The organism is Solilutibacter pythonis, assembly GCF_003697345.1.
GTDB classification, from domain to species: Bacteria; Pseudomonadota; Gammaproteobacteria; order Xanthomonadales; family Xanthomonadaceae; genus Solilutibacter; species Solilutibacter pythonis.
The window spans coordinates 63982-85644 of the sequence record NZ_RFLY01000011.1 but is presented as its reverse complement, the minus strand read 5'-3'; the positions used below and the strand labels follow the sequence as shown (position 1 = coordinate 85644).

The following is a 21663-nucleotide window of genomic DNA, read 5'->3' as shown; positions in this document are numbered from 1 at the left end:
CGCCTGTCATTGCCCACTACAATCCGCGGATGCAGATCGGCCGCCATCGCATCGAACCGCGCATCGTGCTGGCCCCGATGGCCGGTGTGACCGACAAGCCCTTCCGGCAACTGTGCAAGCGCATGGGGGCGGGCCTGGCGGTCTCGGAGATGACGATCAGCGACCCGCGCTTCTGGCAAACGGCCAAATCGCGCCACCGCATGGATCACCTCGGCGAACCGGCGCCGGTCAGCGTGCAGATCGCCGGCACCGATCCGGCACTGCTGGCCGATGCCGCACGTTACAACGTCGATCACGGCGCCGAGATCATCGACATCAACATGGGCTGCCCGGCGAAGAAGGTCTGCAACGTCTGGGCCGGCTCGGCGCTGATGCGCGACGAAGCATTGGTCGCGCGCATCCTGGAAGCCGTGGTGGGTGCGGTCGAAGTGCCGGTCACGCTGAAGATCCGCACCGGCTGGGATGCGACCCACCGCAACGCGCCGGCCATCGCCCGCGTGGCCGAGCAATGCGGCATTGCCGCGCTGAGCGTCCACGGCCGCACCCGCGACCAGCACTACGCCGGCAGGGCCGAGCACGAAACCGTGGCGGCGATCAAGGCCGGGACGCGGATGCCGGTGATCGCCAACGGCGACATCGACTCGCCGCACCGGGCGCGCGAGGTGCTGGACAGTACCGGCTGCGATGCGGTCATGGTCGGGCGCGCGGCTCAGGGCCGGCCGTGGATCTTCCGCGAGATCGCCCATTTCCTCGCCACCGGCGAGACCTTGCCGGCGCCCTCGCTCGACGAGGTGCGCGACGTGCTGCTCTCGCACCTCGACGCGCTCTACGCGTTCTACGGCGAGGAAACGGGCGTGCGCATCGCCCGCAAGCACCTCGGCTGGTACGCGCGGGACAAGCCGGAGAACGCCGCCTTCCGCGCCGTGGTCAACCGCGCGATCGATGCCCACGCCCAGCGCGGGCTGACCCGCGATTATTTCGACGCGCTGATCGCCGGGGTCTCGCTGGCGGCCTGAGCCTCGCCATCGGGCGCATGCCAGATGCGCCGCCAGATACGCCCGAGCTGCGCGCTGCGCGGCTTCGCCTCCGGCGGCCTGAAACGCTCGCTGGGCGTCAGCGCCCGCCAACGCCCCAGCGCATCGCGCCGGGCAACGGCGTAATTGAAGAAATAATCCGGCTCGCTGCCCATGCGCAGATCGGTCAGCACCAGGCGGTCGTCGACCATCGCCGCGCGCTGGAAGCCGTGGTTGAACCAGGTCATGCGCCGCGCCGCGGGCAAGTCGCGCGCCTGCGCCCAGGCCCCGGCATCGGAGGGAAAAGCCTGGAAACGCACCGAGCCGCAATCGGAGAAGAGCGAATACTCGCCCTCGACATATCCCTCGGGCGTCATCGCCACCACCCGCCAAAGCAGCGTATTGAACGGCGTCGGCACCGAGAAGCGCGGCGCATCCTGCAACCCCAGCGCCGCCAGCGAACGCGCCGCATCGCGCTCGACGATCGCCTTGGCGAGCAGCGACCAGCCGAGATACCCGGTGCTGATCGCCAGCCCGATCACCAACCCGAGTTGCGCGGCGCGTCCGCGGCGCAGCCACCAGGCGGCGACACAGGCGGCCAGCAGCCACACCGTGTAGAGCGGATCGATGATGAAGATGCTCGACCACATCACCGGCGAGGACGGCCACGGCCACCACAATTGCGTGCCATAGACGGTGAAGGCATCCAGCGCGGGATGGGTTGCCAGAGCCAGCAGAATGGCCCACCACCAACGTCCCGAGGCCTCGGCCACGCGGCCGCCGCGACGTTTGAAGAACGCCCAGATCGCCCATGCCACGAAAGGCAGCACCAGCAGCGAATGCGACGGCCCGCGATGCCAGGTCATGCGGTCGATCGGGTCGCCGAGCAGCAGCGACGCCGGCAATACGTCGAGATCGGGCAGCGTGCCGAGCGCGGCGCCGGCCAGCAAGGCGGCGCGGCGATGGCGCGCGGGTGCGACGGCGGCGGCAAGCGCGCCGCCGAGGACGATCTGGGTCAGCGAATCCATGCGCCGATGTTAAGGCAACGCGCGCGCCGAACGACGAACCGCGCGGCGCCCGCCGACGGGCCCGCGCCCGCCATCTCCACGGTCGGGGGCGATCAAGCCGCCACCGGCATCGCTTCGGCACCGCCGACATCCGCGCGCGGCAGTCGCGGACGCGGCGCGATGCGGGCCAGGGTCTCGCCATTGTGCGCCAGCAGGCGCAGCCCGCCATCGCGGTCCTCGGCGATCGCGGTGAGCGTCTCGACCCAATCGCCATCGTTGGCGTAGATCAGGCCATCGCGCTCCCGCAGCGCGGCCCGGTGGATGTGGCCGCAAACGATGCCATCGAGCCCGCGACGCCTGGCATCGGCAAGCCCGGCCTGGACGAAGCGCTCGATGTAGCGCTCGGCGGCGGCGCTGCGGCGCTTGAGATATTCCGCCAACGACCAGTAGCGCAGGCCAAGCCGGCGGCGGACGGCGTTGGTGCGCTGGTTCCAGGTGAGGATGCGGTAATACAGCCAGTCGCCGAACTTTTCCTGGACGCTGCCGAAGTGGGTGATGCTGTCGTAATCGTCGCCATGCACCACCAGCAGGCGGCGGCCATCGGCGGTGACGTGGATGGCGCGGCGGCGCACCTGCATCGCCGGCAACATCAAGCCGCAGAACTTGCGCGCGGGCCGGTCGTGATTGCCGGGCACGTAAACGATCTCGGTACCGACGCGGCGCAACGCGTGCAGCGCCTCGACGACGCGATTGTGCTCGGCGCGCCAGTGCGCGCGTCGCTGCGCCATCCACCACAGATCGACGATATCGCCCACCAGGTACAGCTTGCGGCAATGGAGGCGGCCGAGGAATTCCGCTAGTTCGCGCGCGTGGCAATGACGCGCGCCAAGGTGGACATCGGAAATGAACACCGTCCGCAGGCATTCCGCCTGTCCGCTTTCGCGCCTCACGCCGCCGCCCCGCGCTCGCCGATGTAGCGCCGCCGTTTCTTGGGGCGCATCGCGGCCAGATCGAGTTCGATCAGGCCGTCGATCGCGTTGTTGAAATCGGGATCGACACCAAAAGCGAGGAAGCGCGCGCCGCCCGGTTCGCACAGTTCGGTGTACTGTTTGTAGAGCGTCGGCACGCTGCTCCCGAGCGCATCGAGGTTGTGCTTGAGCACGCGGAAGGCGGTATCGGCATCAAGCCCGCCGAAATCCGGCGGCGCGGCGAAATAAGCGAAGGGCCGTAGCGAGTGCGCCAGGCCGTCGCCACCGCCGAAATAACGCGAGTAATAAGCCACCAGCGCGTCGCGCGCGGCCGGCGGCAACGCGGCGCTGATCGACACCGGCCCAAACAGGTAGCGAACGCCGGGATGCACGCGCAGATAAGCGCCGATGCCCTGCCAGAGATAGTCGAGGCTGCGGCTGTTCCAGTATTCCGGGACGACGAAGCTGCGCCCCAGTTCCATACCGGCGGCGATGCGCGGCACCGCCGCCTCGTCGTAATGGAACAGCGAGGCGGTGTAGAGACCGGGCAGCCCCTTTTCGGCCAGTATCCGCGCGCCCCGGGCGACGCGATAAGCCCCGGCGATCCTCATCGCGTTCGCATCCCACAGCACGATGTGTTCGTACCAGGCATCGTATTCGTCGAGATCGAGACGCTTGCCGGTCCCCTCGCCGACCTGGCGGAAGGTCAGCTCCCGCAGCCGGCCGATCTCGTCCAGCAGCGGCGCGCTGGCCGCCAGCCGGCCGACACGGATTTCCTTGCCGTCGCTGGTGCGGCCAAGCAATTCCATCGCGGCGATGCCGGCCCGCACCCGTTCGGGCGGCAGCGCCATTGCCAGCGCCTCCGGCCTGGACGCCACCGGCGTCGCGCCGCGCCCCAGCCGGTAGAGCGCGGCGCGCGTGCGGCGCAGCACTTCATGCGGCTCGACATCGGCCGGCAGGCACGCGGCCCGGCCGACCCGCAGCACGATGCGGCGACGCTGGCGGGCGAAGACCTCGCGCGCCAGCAGGGCGGTGCCGGCCGGCTTGAAGATGGCCGACGCCCCGTAGAACAACGCGGAATTGCGCGCCTGGACGTGGATCGGCAGCACCGGCGCCATGGCGCTGCGGGCAAAACGCACGAACCCCGGACGCCAACGCCCGTCGCGCACACCTCTGGACGAAAGCCGCGACACTTCGCCGGCCGGAAACACGATGACGCATTCCTCCCGCGCCAGCGCGGACTCGATCGCCCGCACCGAGTCGGCCCCGGCCCGGCCGCCGAACACCCGCACCGGCAACAGCAGGTTGGACAGGCCGGTGAGGGTGGTAAGGAAATCGTTGGCGACGATGCGCACATCGCGCCGCACGCGGCCGACCGCGTCGAGCAGCGCCAGCGCATCGAGCGCGCCGGAAGGATGATTGGCAACGATCAGCAGGCGGCCGCTAACGGGAACCCGCGCCAGCGCGGCCTCGTCGATGTCGTAGCGCGCCTCCAGGTGATCCAGCGCGGCGCGGACGAACTCGAAATCGCGTAGATGGCCGTTGGCCCGCAGGAACGATTCCACCCGGTCCAGCCGCGACCAGCGGCCGACACCACGCACCAGCGTACGCGCGACGGGCGCGCGACGCCCCCGGAACCAATGCGGAAAACGCTGTTGCAGACGTTCTTCGAGCTGGATCATGCCCATCGGATGCGGTATGGGATACCTGATCGTGGCCGCCCCCCGCGTCAGCCGGGTTGCAGCACGGTTGCGGGGCGATGACAGCCGGGCCGGATACGTCTGCTTAACCGTCATCGGGCAAACTGGCGGCGCTCGTGCATGCGCCCGTGCACGCATGTATCATTCGCTACATCTTTTCATCCGAATAAAAGGATACAAGTCGATGTCCAGCTATCTGTTCACTTCCGAATCGGTCTCCGAAGGCCATCCGGACAAGATCGCCGACCAGATCTCCGACGCTGTCCTCGATGCCATCCTGGCCCAGGACAAGCGCGCCCGCGTGGCCTGCGAAACGCTGGTCAAGACTGGCGCGGCGATCGTCGCCGGCGAAGTGACCACCAGCGCCTGGGTGGACATCGAGGGCCTGGCCCGCAACGTCATCAACGACATCGGCTACGACAATTCGGATGTCGGTTTCGACGGCCACACCTGCGCCATCATCAACATGCTCGGCAAGCAGTCGCCGGACATCGCCGCGGGTGTGGACGGCACCGAGAGGAAAGCCAAGAAGCCCGAGGAAATGGGCGCCGGCGACCAGGGCCTGATGTTCGGCTACGCCTGCAACGAGGCGCCGGAATTCATGCCCGCGCCGATTTACTACAGCCACCGACTGGTCGAGCAGCAGGCCAAGCTGCGCAAGAACGGCAAGCTGCCGTGGCTACGCCCGGACGCCAAGAGCCAAGTCACGTTGCGCTACAACGACGACGGCCACACCATCGAGGGACTGGACGCGGTGGTGCTCTCGACCCAGCACGATCCGGGGATCAAACAGAAGCACCTGATCGAGGCGGTGCGCGAGGAAATCCTGCGCCCGGTGCTGCCGAAGAAGTGGTTCGAGGCGCTGCCGAAGAACAAGGTGCATATCAACCCGACCGGCATCTTCGTGATCGGCGGCCCGGTGGGCGACTGCGGCCTGACCGGGCGCAAGATCATCGTCGACACCTACGGCGGCATGGCCCGCCACGGCGGCGGCGCGTTCTCCGGCAAGGACCCTTCGAAGGTGGACCGCTCGGCCGCCTACGCGGCGCGCTACGTGGCGAAGAACATCGTCGCCGCCGGACTGGCCGGCAAATGCGAAGTGCAGGTCAGCTACGCCATCGGCGTGGCCGAGCCGACTTCGATCTCGGTCACCACCTTCGGTACCGGCAAGATCCCCGACGACCAGATCGAAAAACTCATCCGCGCCAACTTCGACCTGCGCCCGTACGGCATCATCAAGATGCTCGACCTGGTGCACCCGATCTACCAGCGCACCGCCGCCTACGGCCACTTCGGCCGCAAGCCCAGGGAAATCAGCTATACCGACGGCACCGGCAAGAAGCAGAAGGCCACCGCCTTCAGCTGGGAAAAAACCGACAAGGCGGAGGAACTGCGCAAGCAGGCCAAGCTGAAGAAGTGACCGCAATGCCATGACGCGAAGGAAACGGGCCGCCTCCATGCGGCCCGTTTCTCCTGGCGGCGCGGGTCAGGCCGCCAGCATCCGCCAGGCGAGCCAGACCGGCACGCCCAGGTAGTAGAGCCAGCGCGCGGCCGATTCCAGCACGGTGCGCAGGCCGACAATGCGCGTCGGCGCGATCCGCGGCGCGGCGAGGCAGACCGCTTCCACCGCCGCCCGCAACGCGCCCGCCCACAGCACCATCATCACGATCCAACTCGCCCACCACAGGCCGAGCGCGGCGAACCACGCTTTCCAGCCATGAACATACGCCTCGCCGAAGGTGCCGCCGAAAGCGATGATCTGATGCAAACGGAACGCCGGCAGCGCCGGCAGCAGCGGAAACAGCAGGAACTTGGGCAATGGATGATCCAACCGGCCACGCCGCGCCCACGCGCGCGCCTGCGCGGCGAGCAGCGACAGCCTGGCGCGCGACGTGGCCGGAGAGGGGGAATCCAACGCCCGCGCCAGGGCGGCGGGGTCCACACCGGACAGGACGATGTCCCGGCCCGCCGGCGCGCGCAAGCTGACGCCATCGGCCGGCAGCGGCAACGCCCACGGCCTCAGCGCCGTGCCATCGCCTTTCCGCAGCAGACGGACCTCGCGGCCGCGCCGGAACAGCCGCAGGCCGTCGTCGTCCACCGCGAGACGCGCGCGATGCAGGCCCATCAGCAGCCAGGCCGACGCTTCCGGCAAAAGCACCAGCGCGACGAACGTGCGCAGTTGGGTGAGCAGCCGATCCTGCCCGGCTTCGCCAAGCAGCCAGGCCACGCCCATCCACAGCACCGCGGCACGCGCGAACAGTTGCAGCCCGACGATGACCACGCGCATCGCCGGCGACATCATCGCCACGCCTCGCGGCAAGACGACCGGCGCGCGCGCACTGGCGCGAGCGGGGTGGTGGCCCCGCCAGTCCGACAACGCCGCCCGTACCGCCAGCAGCACCAGGAAGACCAAACCCGCCTTGCCCAGCCAGTCGCCCAACATGCGCATCGGGGTGAACGGCGCCGGGCGCGCGGCCAGTTCCGCCACCCGCACGGCTTGTTCGTCCATCGCGGTTTCCGCCAGCAGCGCGCCGGTGGCGTCGATCGCCGCGCTGAACCCATTGCTGGTAACGCGCGCCTGCGGCAGGCGCGTCTCGATGCTGCGGAACGCGGCCACCTGCAAGTGCAGACGCGCGCCCACCGGGTGACGGGTGAACCAACTGTCGTTGGACATCCCCAGCAAGGCGTGCGCCCCCAGCCTCGCGCCATCGATGGCGAGACCGGGGTCGACGTCGTCCAGACAGATCAACGCCTGTACCGGCACCTCGCGGCCATCGGCCAGCCGCAACGGCATCACCCGCGCACCCTGGCCTGGCCGCCAGGCGCCGGCCCACGGCAGCAGCCGGCGCAGGCCGAGTTCTTCCGCCCACCGCGGCAGGTATTCGGTGCCGAAGAACAGCCTAGTCTTGCGGTAGAAGCCGAGAAGCCGCGCCCGCGGCCCGACGAAGGCGGCGGCGTTGTATTCGCCATCGGGATCGGCATCGTAGGTGCCGAACACCAGCGGCACGCGCGTCATCGCCACGAAGTCGGCGATCTCACGATCGAAGGTCGCGCCATCCTCGCTCTTGGGCTGGCCGTAGGTGGTGGGGTAAACGGTCTCCGACCACAGCAACGCATCCACCCGGCCCGCGCGCGCCAACGGGTACGACAGCGCGAAATGGGTATCCAGCACACGCCGCACCACCTCGTAGGCGCCGATGTCAGCACGCAGGCGGTCGTAATCGACGATGTTCGATTGCACCATGCCGATCCGCAGCGGCGCTTCCGGCACGACCGAAGCCAGCAGCGGCAGCCGAAGCATGCCGTAGCCGGCCAGCAACAGCGGCACGGCGCAGGCCACGGCGAGCGGACGGCCCCACTCGCGCCGCGCCGCGCACCGGCGCGCGAATGCCAGCGCCAGCGCCTCGTTGGCGAGGATCAGGGCGAAGCTCAACCCCGCCGCGCCGGCGACATCGGCGAACTGGCGCAGCCACGGCGAGGGATACAGCCCGTGGCCGAGCGTGTCGCCGAGCAGCTTCGGCCACAGCCATTCGCAGCCCGCCCAGGCCGATGCGCCAGCCAGCGCCACCAGCGGCGGACCATGCCGGCGCGCGGCCCAGCGCCGCACCAGCGCGAATGCGATCCACTGCGGTTGCAGCAACGGCGCGGCCACCGTCAGCGACGCCAGCGCCAGCGCCGGTTCGATGCCGAAATAATCGGCAATGGCGAACGCGAACCAGTGAAAGGCCGCCAACACGAAGACGACGCTCATCGCCCACGCGTTGGACACGGTGGCGACGAGGCCACGCGGCTTGTCCAGCGTGACGAGCCACGGCGCCAGGGCGACGAAGCCAAGGATGAAGGCGTTACCGCCACGGGCATACAGCCCGAACAGCAGCCCGCAGGCAAGGAGCTCGACGGGCGTGCGGGCGCCGGAAAGGAAACGTGTCATGGCGGAAGCGAGCCGGAAGCGACCACCGCTCAACGTGGCGGCGGGATACGGATCATGCGGACATTCAGGCCCGGGGGCGCATGCACGGGCGGTACCACGCGATTTTCCGGCACCTGGATCGGCCGCCCCTGGGCGTCGAAGAAATCGTAATCGGGCGAGAACATCAGGATCGGCTCGATGCGCTGGCCATCGTCGGTGGTCTGCGTGTGGCGGACGTACCCCTCGGGCAGCGGAAAATCCTCCGGTACCGCGATCCCCACCAGCGGCGGGCGGGTGCCGGGCGGGTTGAAGGCGGCGATGCCCGATTGCACGCCCGCCGCGCGCAGCCGGGCGATCACTTCGCCCATCTCCGGTTCGCGGCCGGGCGGGATGTAATCCTTGATATCGGGCGTCACGTCGCCCGGCTCCGTGGGCTGAGCGGCGGCGGCGGCCGGCGGCGGGAGAGCCGCGGCGCGCGCGCCGTCAACCGCCCGCCCGGCCGGCCCGGACACATCGACCCGCAAGGGCTTGGGCCGCATGCTGAGCCAGCCGTAGCAACCGGCCAGCAGAATGACCACCGCAACCGCCATCCACCCCAGGACGCGCCGCCGCATCCCGCTCCGGACTTGCGGGGGCGGGAGACGCGGATCATGGCCATTCGACGCCGGCACCGGCGCCTCAGGGCGTGGCCGGGCCATAGGTCGACAACACCCAGCCCATGCGTTCGTGGCCGTATTGGTTCCATATCGGGTTGCGGCCGTTGACGAACGCGGTGAAGCGCGGCGCGCCCTTGTCCGCCGCGCCGCCCCAGATGCCCGAGCGGAGCGTATCGCCGGCATAGGTGGGATGGACATCGTCGGACTGGATGTAGTCGTAGCTGCTGGAGGACGACACGAAGTGGGTATTCGCGTCCCGGATGGTCGAGCGCAGGGTCGAGACGATACGGGTGACGTAGCTGGATTCGCTTTCGCCGGCGACGTATCTCAGCGCCTCGGAATCCACCCGTCCGTCGCCGTTGCTGTCGTAATCGGCGCCCATGTACTCGGCGAAGCTGTCGGCGCAGCGGAAGTCCTTTCGCCGCGCGTATTCGCACATCCAGTAATTCATCTTCGCCATCGACGGCAGAAACCTGTCGCGCAGGTTGACGTGCGCGCCGGTGCGCGCATCCCTGCACGAGCTGTGCACGTTGTCGGCGTCGTAGCCGGGGTAATAGAGGTTGCTGATGACCTTCAGCTTGACGCCCGGGTAGGCATTGGCATTGATGAAATCCATCGCGGCGGCGACGTGGATTTTGCAGTTGTGAACGGCCTCGTCGAGCACGGCGTAGTTGCAGGTGCCGGTCTGCGATTTGAAGCTGGCGCGCGCCTGCAACCCGTCATTGCCGCACATCTCGAAAGTGACCACGCGGGTCGAGGCATGCTGCATGTACGACCGCTCGGCCACGATCTTGTTCCGGTAGACATCGGAAGCCACCGCGCCCGATTTAGCCCGGCGGACGTTCTCGATATCGGTCTTCCACACGCCGGACAGGTATTCCGATTCCACCGTGGGCGCGGAGAAGGTCGCCGCGCGCGAGAGCGAGCCGTTGTAGCCGGCGTAGATCGAGTCGCCGTAGGCGACGACGCGATACTTGGCACGGGTATCGGAGCGATCGATCGTCCACGACGCATTCTGGGTCAGGGTGCTGGCCAACGCCGGCGGGGCGGTGGCGAACACGAGCAAGGCGGACGACAAGAGGCGCGGGGACTTGGCGAAGCGGACGGTCATGGCTGTTTTCCCGTGGTGAGGTTGCACTCCCCCGCCCCACGGGCCGAAACGGCACGAGGGCGGGCGCGGTGTTCGATCCATCGATTCGATGGCGCCGCCGCCCACCCGGCCCGCGATGCCGTGGGCCACGCTACGCCAGCTTGATGACAAGCGTCAACGCGCAGGCGCGTATATCGCACCGCAACATGAAATCGCCCGGAAACGGAGGTTTTCCGTTCCGCATGCGATGCGACCCCGGCAACGGCGGAGGTGTCTGCCGCTCTCGTTCCGGTCGCGGCCCCAATCACGAATTCCAATCACGAATTCCAATCACGAATTCCAATCACGAATTCCAATCACGAATTCCAATCACGAATTCCAATCACGAATTCCAGTCACGAATTCCAGTCACGAATTCCAGTCACGAATTCCAGTCACGAATTCCAGTCACGAATTCCAGTCACGAATTCCAGTCACGAATCCCTGTCACGAATCCCTGTCACGAATCCCTGTCACGAATCCCTGTCACGAATCCCTGTCACGAATCCCTGTCACGAATCCCTGTCATCAACCCGGCACAGCGGCACCCGCCGGTCACGCCGCGCGCGCTGGAGAGCGCGTCCGACCAATCCACCTGGCGATAAACACACGCCGCCACGCGGCGGCGCGTGCGTCGATTTTCCTGGCCGCCGATACGGCGCGGCGGCGGACCGCCTCAGCGGGCGTCATCGCGCGGGACGGCTCGTTTGACGTTCTGCTCCAGCCAATCGTGGGTCTCGGCCATCATGGTCAGGATCGATTCGCGGGCGCGGTAGCCGTGCGATTCCTTGGGCAGCATCACCAGTTTCGCGTGGCCGCCCAGGCCGCGCACCGCCTGGTACATGCGCGCGCTCTGCATCGGGAAGGTGCCGGAATTGTTGTCCTCCTCGCCGTGGATCAGGAGCAATGCGTCCTTGATCTTGTCGGCGTGGTTGAATGGCGACATCGCGGCATAGGTCTCCGGCGCGCGCCAGAAATTGCGCTCCTCGGCCTGGAAGCCGAACGGCGTCAACGTGCGGTTGTAAGCGCCGCTGCGGGCGATGCCGGCGCGGAACAGCCGCGTGTGCGCCAGCAGGTTGGCGGTCATGAAGGCGCCGTAGGAATGACCGCCCACGGCGATGCGCGCCGGATCGGCCACGCCGCGACGCACCACCTCGTCCACCGCCGCCTGCGCGTTGGCGCGCAATTGCTCGATGTAGCTGTCGTTGGGTTCGGCCTGGCCCTCGCCGATGATCGGCATGCCGGGGTTGTCCAGCACCGCGTAGCCGGTGGCGAGATACGGCAGCGGCCCCCAGTAGCCGATGTTGTTGAAGCGGTAGGGCGAGCCCGTCACCTGGCTGGCCGCGGCGGCGGATTTGAACTCGCCCGGATAGGCCCACATCAACAGCGGTAGGCGGCCGTCGCGTTTCGGGTCGTAGCCTGGCGGCAGGTAGAGGTTGGCGGTCAGCTCGACGCCATCGGCGCGCCGGTAGCGGATCAGTTCCTTCCGCACTTCGCGCAGTTGCGGGGTGGGGTGCGGGAAGCGCGTCAGCGCGCGACCGGCATCGTCCGCCGCCAGTTCGCGCAGCCAGAAGTTGGGGCGCTCGCTGGGTGATTCGCGGCTGGTGATGAGGCGTTTGCCCTCGGCATCGAGCATCGCCACCGGGCGCTCGTAGCGCTGGCCGCTGGAATGGAACAGGCGCGTGGTCTCGCCATCGGCCAGCGATTGGCGGTCGAGGAACGGGCGGTCGCCTTCGGGCGATGCGCCATCGCCGATGCGGTAGATCGCGCCGCCATCGGGCGAGGTCAACAGCCGCGATTGCCCGCGCGCATCCGGCGCCAGCACCGGCTCGCCCTTGTCGGCGTAGCGATCCTCGCTGCTGCCTTCCTCGAACAGCGCGGGCGCCCGCCCTGGCGCGTCCGGCCGTATGCGCCAGGTCTTGAAGCGGCGAGTCTTCCACCAGTATTCGCCGAGCAGGGCCAGGTCGCCGCGCCCCCACTGCGTCCCCGAATATCGCATCGACAGTTTCGCCAGTTCGACCGGCCGGGCGGTGAACGGCGCCGGCTGCATGTAGACGACGTCGCGCACCGCCACCTCGCGGGCGGGATCGCCGCCATCGCGCGCCTCGGCCCAGACCAGGGTGGCCGGCGCATCGCCACGCCATGCGATGCGGCGCACGCCTGTCGGCACCGCGTCGTTGCCGGTCGGCAGGCCCTCGACGAGCGGCAGTTTCGCCACCGTGTGGATCACCTTGCCGGCCAGGTCGCGCACCTCGATCGTGCGCGGGAAGAAGTGCATCGGCACCAGATACGAGAACGGCCGGACGATGCGCTGGCTGAGGATGTGGCGGCCATCGGGCGACACCGACAGGCCGGTGTAAAGCGCCGGCGCGGCCATCGGCGACACCCGGCCATCCACGCCGACGAGCGCCGCCTGCGCGCGCAGCAGGTATTCGAAGCGGCGCGCGTCGGCTTCGTTCTTCAGCAGATCCTGATAGGTGCGCACGCTGGTGACGCGGCCGTCGCCATCGGTGCGTTGCACGTTGGGACCGGCCGGGACGCTATCGTCCACCGGCATCGCGCCGACATCGGCGGGGCGCAGCGTGACCAGCAGCGCGCGGCCCCCGGGCATCCACTCGAACGGCCGGCCGCTGATGGTGTTGAGCCCGCGCGTCAAGAGCCGCGCGCGGCGCGCGGCGACATCGACCAGCCACAACGCGTTGGTGCCGGTCTTCGGCTCGACCTGGTTGAAGGCGAGGTATTTCTGATCCGGCGACCAGCCCATGCCGGCGATCGACAGCGGCCTGGGCAAGCCTTCGATGCGGATCTCCCTGCCAGTGGCGACGTCCTGCAACCACAGGTCGTTGCCGAAACTGAAACTGCTCCGCGCCAGCACGCGCGGATGGATGCGGATGCCGGCCAGTTTCTCCTCCGGCTGCGCCACCACCTCGATGCCGGGCAGGCCGGGAATCGCCATCAGCGCCATCAGGTCGCGTCGCGGGCTGAGCGATACCCGCGGCGCGCGCGGCGCATCGGCGATGGCCTTGAGCGCGGCCGGCGGCTCGCGGTAAGCGGTCTGGGCGGCGGCGGACGGCGGCCAGCCCAGCAAAAGGGCCAGCGGCAAGCCGGCGATGGCGCGAAGTCGCATCGTCTGGATCCTCGTTTGTTCCGATCCGCAGGTTGGCACGGGCGCCGGCGCGGCGCAGGAGCCAAAGGTCATGACGCCCCGGCGATCCAGCGATCCCTTCATCGCGAACAAGAAGAAATACAATGGCGCTCCGCCGAGGGGCGCTGCGATGGGGATTCCCACCAGGCTCGGCACGGAACACAACGGCGCCCGTGACCATGAACCCCCTTCATCCCTCACGGAGCGCCCGATGACCACCCATACCCCGCAGACCTCCTCCCCCGAAAGCGACTACAAGGTCGCCGACATCTCCCTGGCCGACTGGGGCCGCAAGGAAATCGACATCGCCGAAGCCGAAATGCCGGGCCTGATGTCGATCCGCGGCAAGTACGCGCCCGACGCCCCGCTCAAGGGCGTGCGCGTGACCGGCAGCCTGCACATGACCATCCAGACCGCGGTGCTGATCGAGACGCTGAAGGACATCGGCGCCGACGTGCGCTGGGCGTCCTGCAACATCTTCTCCACCCAGGATCACGCCGCCGCCGCGATCGCCGCCACCGGCACCCCGGTGTTCGCCTGGAAGGGCGAAACGCTGGAGGAATACTGGGACTGCACACTCGCCGCCCTGTCCTTCCCCGATGGCAACGGCGGCTTCCTCGGCCCGCAGTTGGTGGTCGACGACGGCGGCGACGTGACGCTCCTGATCCACAAGGGCTACGAGCTGGAACAAGGCGACGAGGCCTGGGTCGACGCCGCCGCCACCAGCCACGAGGAGCAGGTCATCAAGAATCTGCTGAAGCGCGTCGCCGCCGAGCGCCCGGGTTTCTGGACGCGGGTGATCGCCGACTGGAAGGGCGTGTCGGAAGAAACCACCACCGGGGTGCACCGCCTCTATCAGTTGGCCGAGTCCGGCAAGCTGCTGGTGCCGGCGATCAACGTCAACGACTCGGTGACGAAATCGAAATTCGACAATCTCTACGGCTGCCGCGAATCGCTGGCCGATGGCCTGAAGCGCGCGCTGGACGTGATGCTCGCCGGCAAGGTCGCCGTGGTCTGCGGCTACGGCGATGTCGGCAAGGGCTGCGCCGCCTCCCTGCGCGCCTATGGCGCGCGCGTGGTCGTCACCGAGATCGACCCGATCTGCGCCTTGCAGGCGGCGATGGAAGGCTTCGAGGTCAAGACCGTCGAGGACACCCTGGGCACGGCCGACATCTACGTCACCACCACCGGCAACAAGGACATCCTCACCCTCGCCCACATGCGGGCGATGAAGGACCAGGCCATCGTCTGCAACATCGGCCATTTCGACAACGAAATCCAGGTCGATGCGCTGTACGAAAGCGGCGCGGCGCGCACCAACATCAAACCGCAGGTGGACAAGTTCACGTTCGCCGAGGGCCACAGCATCTTCCTGCTGGCCGAAGGCCGGCTGGTGAACCTGGGCTGCGCCACCGGCCACCCGAGCTTCGTGATGTCCAACAGCTTCTCCAACCAGACCCTGGCGCAGATCGACCTGTGGGCCCACAAGGACGCCTACGAGGCGAAGGTCTACATCCTGCCGAAGAAGCTGGACGAGGAAGTCGCCCGCCTGCACCTGGAAAAGATCGGCGTGAAGCTGACCCGCCTCTCCCAGGAACAGGCCGACTACCTCGGCGTGCCGGTGGAAGGGCCGTACAAGCCCGCGCACTATCGCTATTGAGCGGCCTGCCGCAAATCCCCGCATGACCGCGACGGGCGCCTTCGGGCGCCCGTTCCGCATTCCGCGCCCGTGGATTGCCCCCACACGCCGCCGCCCGACAAGCACCGACGGCCACGACACACACCAGACAAACATCCCCCGTGACGCCGCCACGATAACTAAAACATCCATCGCGATAAAGCGATACAATTCCCGGCCTTACTGCCTAGCCCGCCGCGATGCTCCCGATCAGCTTCGAAGTCTATCCGCCGAAAACCGACGACCAGCGCGCTCAGCTCGACCGCGCGATGAGCAAACTGAAAACGTTCGCGCCGCATTTCGTCTCCTGCACGTTCGGCGCCGGCGGCTCCACCCAGAGCCACACCTCGGAAACCGTGCAGCGCCTACGCGCCAGCCATGGGCTGGAAGGCGTGCCGCATCTGACCTGCGTCGGCGCGAGCCGCGAGGATATCCGCGCCCTGCTGCGGCTCTATCGCGCGCTCGGCGTGCGGCGGATCGTCGCCCTGCGCGGCGACCTGCCCTCCGGCACGCTCGACCGCGGCGACCTGCGCTACGCCAGCGAGTTGGTCCGCTTCATCCACGACGAACATGGCGGGCACTTCCACATCGAAGTCGCCGCCTATCCCGAAACCCACCCCCAGGCGCGCGATGCGCTGGCCGACCTCGACCATTTCAAGCGCAAGGTCGATGCCGGCGCCGACAGCGCGATCACCCAGTATTTCTACAACGCGGACGCCTATTTCCGCTTCGTCGAGGATGCCCGCGCGCGCGGCGTCGAAGCGCCGATCGTGCCCGGCATCATGCCGATCTCCAACTTCTCGCAACTGCGGCGCTTCTCGGAAAGCTGCGGGGCCGAAATCCCACGCTGGATCGAACAGCGCATGCGCGCCTTCGGCGACGATACCGGCGCGGTGCGCGAATTCGCCGCCGATCTGGTCGCGGCGATGTGCCGGCGGCTGATCGAAGGCGGCGCGCCGGGGCTGCACTTCTACACCCTCAACCTGGCCCGGCCCACGATGAACGTGCTGAGCCGGATCCGAACCGCCTAGGACACCCCGCGCGCAAACACCCCGTCGCCGGCCCACGCTCGCCACGCAACGGGCAACGGGCAACGGGCAACGCCCCACTTTCGTGGAATGTCCCACTCCCCACACGCACATCGGCCCCCACACGCGCCAACGCTTGCGCGCGCGCCGAGCCACCCTCGGCGGCGGCCAGCCCCGGCATGTTGACGTCTGCCAACGCTTGCGCGTACGCGCCGAGCCGCCCGACAGCGCACGCATTTGGCTTTCGCGCTCGCCAACGCTTGCGCGCGCGCGCCGAGCCGCTAGATTGAGCGCGTGAACCGCACTACCCGCCTCCCCGCCCTGGTTTCGGCCGCCCTGCTCTGCCTGCCGCTGGCGGCCTGCCCCGCCGCCCAGGCCCAGCAAGTGCGCCGCTGCACCGCCGCCGACGGCGGCGTGGTGATGACCGACCAACCCTGCGCGGCGATCGGCGCCGCCGAACGCCTGCCGCCCCAGGCCGGCGCCACCGCCCTCGAGCGTCCCAACCGCAACGGCTGCATGCGCGACCTGGAAGCGTTGAGTTTCGAAGTCGCGGCGGCCATCGACCTGCGCGACGCCAACCGCCTCGCCGGCGTCTATCACTGGGCCGGCATCGATACCCGCGGCGGCTACCAGGTGATGCAGCGGCTCGAAACGATCGTCAAACGGCCGCTGGTGGATATCGGCCCGGTCGGCGGCGGCGGCGATGCCGAGCCGACATGGGCCGGGGATACCGATGGCCACCTTGCCTCGGCGCGGCCCCGGAAACGCGCGCCGAGCGGCCTGCGCATCCTGCAATCGGCCGGCCACGACGGCCAGACCCGCGCCATCGTCTTCGCGTTGCGCCGCCACCTCGGCTGCCTGTGGATCAGCCTGTAACCGCACATTGCCGGCACCGGCGCATCCGGTGAGAATGGCCCATTCACTCACGGAGCGCGCCATGCAATACCCCGAATGGATCTGGCACAACGGCCACGTCAAACCCTGGGCCGAGGCCACCACCCATGTGATGGCGCATGCCCTGCACTACGGCTCCTCAGTGTTCGAGGGTATCCGCAGCTACGACACGCCCAACGGCCCGGCGATCTTCCGCCTCACCGACCACAACCGGCGGCTGTACGCCTCGGCACGCATCTACGACATGCCAATGCCGTACTCGCTCGACGAAATCAACGCCGCCTGCCGCGAAGTGCTGAAGAAGAACGGCCTTGGCGCGGCCTACCTGCGCCCGTTCGCGTTCCGTGGGCTGGGCGGCATCGGGCTATCGGCCGACACGCCGGTGGAGATGTCGGTCTCGGCCTGGAAGATGGGCGCGTACCTGGGCGAGGGCGTGCTGGAAACCGGTATCGACGCCTGTGTCTCCAGCTGGCAGCGTTTCGCGCCCAACACCATTCCCGCCGGCGCCAAGGCCGGCGGGAACTATCTCTCCGGCCAGTTGGTCGCGCGCGAGGCGCGCCGGCTGGGCTTCGGCGAAGGCATCGCGCTGGCATCCACGGGCCTGCTGAGCGAGGGCGCCGGCGAAAACCTGTTCCTGGTATTCAATGGCGAATTGCACACCACGCCGGTCAGCGCCGCGCTCTTGAACGGCATCACCCGCCACACCATCATCACGCTGGCGCAGAAGGCCGGGATCAAGGTCGTGGAGCGCGACCTGCCGCGCGAATACCTCTACCTCTGCGATGAACTCTTCATGTGCGGCACCGCCGCCGAAATCACCCCGATCCGCTCGGTCGACGGCCGCGTCATCGGCGAGGGCGTCGCCGGCCCGCTCACACGGCGGATGCAGGCGCTGTTCTTCGGCCTGTTCAACGGCACCACGCCCGACGAGCACGGCTGGCTGGAATATCTCTGAGTGTTCCGTCCCGCCCCGCGAGAACGCCACCCACCGGTGGCGTTTTCATTCGCGCGGCCCTCAGACGAACGAGAGCGTGGCGATCACCCCGCGCCCGGTGCCGGGCACCACCCGCACGCTCCAGCCATAGAGATCGCACAACCGCCGCACGATCGACAGCCCGATGCCGCCGCCGTGGGTGTGCTCGGCATGCGTGCCGCGATAACCGCGCTCGAACAGCCGGGCCGCTTCCTCGGCCGAGAGCCCCGGGCCGGAATCGATCACGTCCACGGCATTGTCGGCAAGCCGCACCACCACCTCGCCGCTGGCGGTGTACTTGACCGCGTTGCCGATGAGATTGCCCAGCGCCACGCTGACCGCCGCCTCCGGCGCGTCCACCACCAGGCCCGGCTCGCCCTCCAGCCGCAATTCCAATGCCTTGCCGCGCAGTTGCGAGCGGTGGGCGTCCAGCAATTGCTCGGCCACCCGGGCGATGTCGGTGGCGCCATGCACGCGTTCGTTGCGCGAAAGTTGCAGCAGCGCATTGGTGAGATCGGTGCCGTTCTGCTGCGCGCGCTGGATGCGCAGCAGACGCTGACGGGTCTTCTCGTCCAGGCCATCCTGCGAGAGCAAGAGTTCGGTGGCGCTGCGGATCACCGCCAGCGGCGTGCGCAGCTCATGGCTGACATCGGCGTTGAACTCGCGGTCGCGCTGCACGACCTCGGTGAGCCGGTCGGAATAATCGTCCAGCGCCTTCGCCAGCTCGCCCACCTCGTCATCGGCGAAGAACGGCGCCAGCGCCTCGGGATCGGAACTGCTGCCGGCACGGCGCAGGCGGCTGGCGAGATCGGTCACCGGGCTCATCACCTTGGAGGCCGACCACCAGCCGAGCACCAGCGAGATCAGCGTGAAAATCGCCACCACCACCACCAGCGACTCGCGGAAGCGTTGATCCCGGCGTACCGATTCGGTCATGTCGTAAGCGATGAAGAACCAGACATCCGGCTGCTTGAGCACGGCCAGCCGGTAACGGAACGGCGTGCCGTCCTCGTTCTTGCCGTTGAGCGTGTGTACGCCGTTGTCCAGCGCGTACCAGTCCGGTTCGCGCTCGCGCACGGTTTCGAACTTGTCGGGCGTGAAGGAAAACACCCGCATCTGCTCGACCTGCAACATCGGGTCGCTCGGGTTGGTGGCGTACTCGCGCTGAAACTCGACGATGTTGCGGTTCATCATGTCGACGATCAGGTCATCCTCCACCCGGCCGCGCATCCAGTTGGTGGAAAACGCCAGCAGCAACGTCAGGCCGAAGCCGAGCAGGAAGAACGACCAGATGATGCGGCTGCGCAGCCGCCGCCGCCGGGGATGCCGGGCATCGCCGGCGGGCGCGGCGTTACTGGGTGTCATCCGGCGCCGCGATGCGATAGCCGATGCCGTGGCGCGTCTGGATCAGCGGTACGCCGAAGGGCTTGTCCACCATGCTGCGCAGGCCGTGGATATGCACGCGCAGGCTGTCGGAATCGGGCAGTTCCTCGCCCCAGACGCGGGTCTCCAAGTCCTGCCGCGTCACCACCGCCGGGCTTGCCTCCATCAGCGCCTGGAGGATCTTCAGCGCGGTCGGGTTGAGCTGCAACAGCTTGCCCTGGCGACGCACCTCCAGCGTGTCGAGGTTGTATTCGAGATCGGCCACCTGCAACTCGCGCGCCTGCACACCCTTGCCGCGGCGCGCCAGCGCGTTGAGACGCACCTCCACTTCCTGCAAGGCGAACGGCTTGACCAGGTAATCGTCGGCGCCGGAATCGAAGCCGGCCAGTTTGTTGTCCAGCGTGTCGCGCGCGGTGAGCATCAGGATCGGGGTCTGCTTGCGGGCTTCGTTGCGCAGCTTCCGGCTGACTTCCAGCCCGTCCATCCCGGGCAGGTTGAGGTCGAGCACGATGGCATCGAACTCGTTGACCACCGCCAGATGCAGGCCGGTGACGCCATCGGCGGCGAAATCGACGGCGTGGCCGCGATCTTCCAGATAGTCGCCAAGATTGGCGGCGATGTCCTGATTGTCCTCAATCACCAGTATGCGCATGACTTGCTCCTGTCAGTCGGCGCGGCCTTCTCCGCGCAAGGGTTCGATTCTGTCACAGCGGCGGCCCCGGCCGGCAGCCGGCGGCCGCTTCATCCGGCCCGTGGCGCGCGCTTGTGCTCCCGTGGCGCGGCGGTCCTGGTCGAGGGCCGCACACGGCGCGCGGGTTTCTCGATGCGGGCGGCAACGTGCTCGATGATCAGCCCGGCGATGTCCTTGCCGGTGGCGGACTCGATGCCCTCCAGCCCCGGCGAGGCATTCACCTCCAGCACCAGCGGGCCACGCTCGGAACGGATCAGATCGACGCCGGCGATGCTCAGCCCCAGCCCCCGCGCCGCGCGTACCGCGATCTCGACTTCGTCCGGGCGCGGCTTGACCGCCTTCGCCACCCCGCCGCGATGCAGGTTGGAGCGGAAGTCGCCCTTCGGCGCCTGCCGTTTCATCGCCCCGACCACGTTGCCGCCAACGACGAAACAGCGCAGATCGGCCCCCTTGGCCTCGGCGACGAACTCCTGCACCAGGAACTGCGCGTACAGGCCGCGCAGCGCCTCGATCACGCCTTTCGAGGCCGACAACTTCTCGGTCAGCATCACGCCGGCGCCCTGGGTTCCCTCGTTCAACTTGATGACGTGCGGCGGCGGGCCGAGCATCGAGAGCAGATCCGCGGTGTCGTCCGGGTTGTCGCCGAACACCGTGGTCGGCAGGCCGATGCCCTGCGCCGCCAGCAATTGGTGGCTGCGCAGCTTGTCGCGCGCCTTCAGGATGGCGTCGGAGGCGTTGGGCGTATCCGCGCCCATCAACTCGAACTGGCGCAGCACGGCGGTGGCATAGCGGGTGACCGAGGTGCCGATGCGCGGAATCACCGCGTCGTAATCGGCGATCGGCGCGCCCTTGTAGTGCATGTCGAAGCCGTCGCTGGAAATGTGCATGTAGCAGCGCAACGGATCGAGCACGCGCACGCTGTGGCCACGCGCGCGCGCCGCCTCGACCAGCCGCTTGGTGGAATACAGCTTGCTGTTGCGGGACAGGATGGCGAGCTTCATGCGGACTCGGCGAGACTGCGGCGGCGCGGGCAATTGTGCAGCCAGGATCGTGAAGGATCGACGATGAAGGCGTCCCGCATGGCGCTGCGCCCGATCAACATGGGAAAACGCATGCGCCGGCGATCGGCCAGGTTGATCTCGATCTCGCGCACGAGGCCGGCCAGCGCCAGCCGGGTACGGATGAACGGCCTCAGGCCCGGATGCCCGCCGGAATCGGTGACGATGCGCTCATCGATGACGGCCGAGGCGGCCTCGACCGGCGGCGCGTCCGCGCGCGCGCCACGCAGGCGGAAACCCACCCACGGCGCGCCGGCCTCGACGAAGCGCCATTGCGCCTCGACATGCAGGCAGGAACTGCGCGCGCCACTGTCGATCTTGGCGCGCAGGCGGCCAATGCCAAGCAAGGGCAGGTCGATGCGCTCGCGCCAGCCGAGCACCACCGGGTCATGGCTCTCCACATTGCCTCCCGCATCCTTGTTCGCCACGA

The 21663-nt window shown here is 68.2% G+C and carries 17 protein-coding genes and 1 riboswitch; of the genes, 6 read left to right on the top strand and 11 right to left on the bottom strand.

What is annotated here, in order from left to right; genetic code table 11:
* The first annotated feature begins 29 nt into the window (after positions 1 to 29).
* Positions 30 to 1016 (top strand): tRNA dihydrouridine synthase DusB, encoded by a 987-nt coding sequence (gene dusB, locus EBB59_RS08920; protein ID WP_122101805.1) that lies wholly within the window; start codon positions 30 to 32, stop codon positions 1014 to 1016.
* On the opposite strand, the gene EBB59_RS08915 is transcribed toward dusB, so the two are convergent.
* The 3 genes from EBB59_RS08915 to olsF form a co-directional block, all read right to left on the bottom strand.
* The gene (locus tag EBB59_RS08915; RefSeq protein WP_122101804.1) at positions 974 to 2041 is read right to left on the bottom strand and encodes a metal-dependent hydrolase; all 1068 of its coding nucleotides are present in this window, start codon (positions 2039 to 2041) and stop codon (positions 974 to 976) included. The genes dusB and EBB59_RS08915 overlap by 43 nt on opposite strands.
* Before the next feature lie 92 nt (positions 2042 to 2133).
* Entirely contained in the window at positions 2134 to 2970 is an 837-nt protein-coding gene (locus EBB59_RS08910) for a UDP-2,3-diacylglucosamine diphosphatase (RefSeq protein ID WP_122101803.1), read from the bottom strand.
* Complete coding sequence (olsF, locus tag EBB59_RS08905) at positions 2967 to 4670, bottom strand: bifunctional ornithine lipid synthase OlsF (protein WP_122101825.1); 1704 nt, start codon at positions 4668 to 4670, stop codon at positions 2967 to 2969. Before olsF ends, EBB59_RS08910 begins: the two co-directional genes overlap by 4 nt.
* 202 nt (positions 4671 to 4872) lie before the next feature.
* On the opposite strand from olsF, the gene metK reads away from it, so the two are divergent.
* Positions 4873 to 6108, top strand: a complete 1236-nt coding sequence (gene metK / locus EBB59_RS08900) for a methionine adenosyltransferase (RefSeq protein WP_122101802.1) — start codon at positions 4873 to 4875, stop codon at positions 6106 to 6108.
* A 66-nt stretch (positions 6109 to 6174) separates the two neighbouring features.
* Here the strand turns inward: metK and lnt are convergent, their stop codons facing one another.
* The 4 genes from lnt to EBB59_RS08880 all read right to left on the bottom strand — a co-directional run bounded on the left by lnt (position 6175) and on the right by EBB59_RS08880 (position 13510).
* Positions 6175 to 8619 (bottom strand): apolipoprotein N-acyltransferase, encoded by a 2445-nt coding sequence (lnt, locus tag EBB59_RS08895; RefSeq protein ID WP_122101801.1) that lies wholly within the window; start codon positions 8617 to 8619, stop codon positions 6175 to 6177.
* 29 nt (positions 8620 to 8648) lie between these two features.
* Positions 8649 to 9212, bottom strand: a complete 564-nt coding sequence (locus EBB59_RS08890; protein WP_122101800.1) for a hypothetical protein — start codon at positions 9210 to 9212, stop codon at positions 8649 to 8651.
* Positions 9213 to 9276: 64 nt separating this feature from the next.
* The gene (locus EBB59_RS08885; RefSeq protein WP_122101799.1) at positions 9277 to 10365 is read right to left on the bottom strand and encodes an SGNH/GDSL hydrolase family protein; all 1089 of its coding nucleotides are present in this window, start codon (positions 10363 to 10365) and stop codon (positions 9277 to 9279) included.
* A gap of 694 nt (positions 10366 to 11059) precedes the next feature.
* Complete coding sequence (locus tag EBB59_RS08880) at positions 11060 to 13510, bottom strand: alpha/beta hydrolase family protein (RefSeq protein WP_245979201.1); 2451 nt, start codon at positions 13508 to 13510, stop codon at positions 11060 to 11062.
* A 129-nt stretch (positions 13511 to 13639) separates the two neighbouring features.
* A riboswitch (S-adenosyl-L-homocysteine riboswitch) is annotated at positions 13640 to 13708 on the top strand.
* Positions 13709 to 13739: 31 nt separating this feature from the next.
* On the opposite strand from EBB59_RS08880, the gene ahcY reads away from it, so the two are divergent.
* From ahcY to EBB59_RS08860, 4 genes are all read left to right on the top strand, one after another.
* Positions 13740 to 15188: an adenosylhomocysteinase gene (gene ahcY / locus EBB59_RS08875; protein ID WP_122101798.1), complete on the top strand. Its 1449-nt coding sequence runs from the start codon at positions 13740 to 13742 to the stop codon at positions 15186 to 15188.
* Between the two features lie 218 nt (positions 15189 to 15406).
* Positions 15407 to 16237: a methylenetetrahydrofolate reductase [NAD(P)H] gene (gene metF / locus EBB59_RS08870; RefSeq protein ID WP_122101797.1), complete on the top strand. Its 831-nt coding sequence runs from the start codon at positions 15407 to 15409 to the stop codon at positions 16235 to 16237.
* A 291-nt stretch (positions 16238 to 16528) separates the two neighbouring features.
* On the top strand, positions 16529 to 17110 hold the full coding sequence (locus tag EBB59_RS08865) for a DUF4124 domain-containing protein (protein WP_158601758.1): 582 nt from the start codon (positions 16529 to 16531) through the stop codon (positions 17108 to 17110).
* 61 nt (positions 17111 to 17171) lie between these two features.
* Entirely contained in the window at positions 17172 to 18083 is a 912-nt protein-coding gene (locus EBB59_RS08860; RefSeq protein WP_122101795.1) for a branched-chain amino acid transaminase, read from the top strand.
* Positions 18084 to 18143: 60 nt separating this feature from the next.
* On the opposite strand, the gene EBB59_RS08855 is transcribed toward EBB59_RS08860, so the two are convergent.
* The 4 genes from EBB59_RS08855 to EBB59_RS08840 form a co-directional block, all read right to left on the bottom strand.
* Positions 18144 to 19466, bottom strand: a complete 1323-nt coding sequence (locus tag EBB59_RS08855; RefSeq protein ID WP_122101794.1) for a sensor histidine kinase — start codon at positions 19464 to 19466, stop codon at positions 18144 to 18146.
* A complete protein-coding gene (locus EBB59_RS08850) occupies positions 19453 to 20136 on the bottom strand; it encodes a response regulator transcription factor (RefSeq protein ID WP_122101793.1) in 684 nt (227 codons plus the stop codon). Before EBB59_RS08850 ends, EBB59_RS08855 begins: the two co-directional genes overlap by 14 nt.
* A gap of 89 nt (positions 20137 to 20225) precedes the next feature.
* Positions 20226 to 21176: a 30S ribosomal protein S6--L-glutamate ligase gene (rimK, locus tag EBB59_RS08845; protein WP_122101792.1), complete on the bottom strand. Its 951-nt coding sequence runs from the start codon at positions 21174 to 21176 to the stop codon at positions 20226 to 20228.
* Positions 21173 to 21634 carry an ATP-dependent zinc protease family protein gene (locus EBB59_RS08840; RefSeq protein ID WP_122101823.1) on the bottom strand — a complete coding sequence of 154 codons (462 nt, stop codon included), beginning with the start codon at positions 21632 to 21634 and terminating at the stop codon, positions 21173 to 21175. The genes rimK and EBB59_RS08840 overlap by 4 nt, the downstream gene beginning before the upstream one ends.
* Positions 21635 to 21663: the final 29 nt, after the last annotated feature.

Bases quoted from the DNA above. Each gene is read 5' to 3' on its own strand.
- EBB59_RS08855 (WP_122101794.1), bottom strand. From the start codon at position 19,466: ATGACACCCAGTAACGCCGCGCCCGCCGGCGATGCCCGGCATCCCCGG.
- rimK (WP_122101792.1), bottom strand. From the start codon at position 21,176: ATGAAGCTCGCCATCCTGTCCCGCAACAGCAAGCTGTATTCCACCAAG.
- EBB59_RS08915 (WP_122101804.1), bottom strand. From the start codon at position 2,041: ATGGATTCGCTGACCCAGATCGTCCTCGGCGGCGCGCTTGCCGCCGCC.
- ahcY (WP_122101798.1), top strand. From the start codon at position 13,740: ATGACCACCCATACCCCGCAGACCTCCTCCCCCGAAAGCGACTACAAG.
- EBB59_RS08860 (WP_122101795.1), top strand. From the start codon at position 17,172: ATGCAATACCCCGAATGGATCTGGCACAACGGCCACGTCAAACCCTGG.
- EBB59_RS08890 (WP_122101800.1), bottom strand. From the start codon at position 9,212: ATGCGGCGGCGCGTCCTGGGGTGGATGGCGGTTGCGGTGGTCATTCTG.
- metF (WP_122101797.1), top strand. From the start codon at position 15,407: ATGCTCCCGATCAGCTTCGAAGTCTATCCGCCGAAAACCGACGACCAG.
- olsF (WP_122101825.1), bottom strand. From the start codon at position 4,670: ATGATCCAGCTCGAAGAACGTCTGCAACAGCGTTTTCCGCATTGGTTC.
- EBB59_RS08880 (WP_245979201.1), bottom strand. From the start codon at position 13,510: ATGCGACTTCGCGCCATCGCCGGCTTGCCGCTGGCCCTTTTGCTGGGC.
- dusB (WP_122101805.1), top strand. From the start codon at position 30: ATGCAGATCGGCCGCCATCGCATCGAACCGCGCATCGTGCTGGCCCCG.
- metK (WP_122101802.1), top strand. From the start codon at position 4,873: ATGTCCAGCTATCTGTTCACTTCCGAATCGGTCTCCGAAGGCCATCCG.
- lnt (WP_122101801.1), bottom strand. From the start codon at position 8,619: ATGACACGTTTCCTTTCCGGCGCCCGCACGCCCGTCGAGCTCCTTGCC.
- EBB59_RS08850 (WP_122101793.1), bottom strand. From the start codon at position 20,136: ATGCGCATACTGGTGATTGAGGACAATCAGGACATCGCCGCCAATCTT.
- EBB59_RS08885 (WP_122101799.1), bottom strand. From the start codon at position 10,365: ATGACCGTCCGCTTCGCCAAGTCCCCGCGCCTCTTGTCGTCCGCCTTG.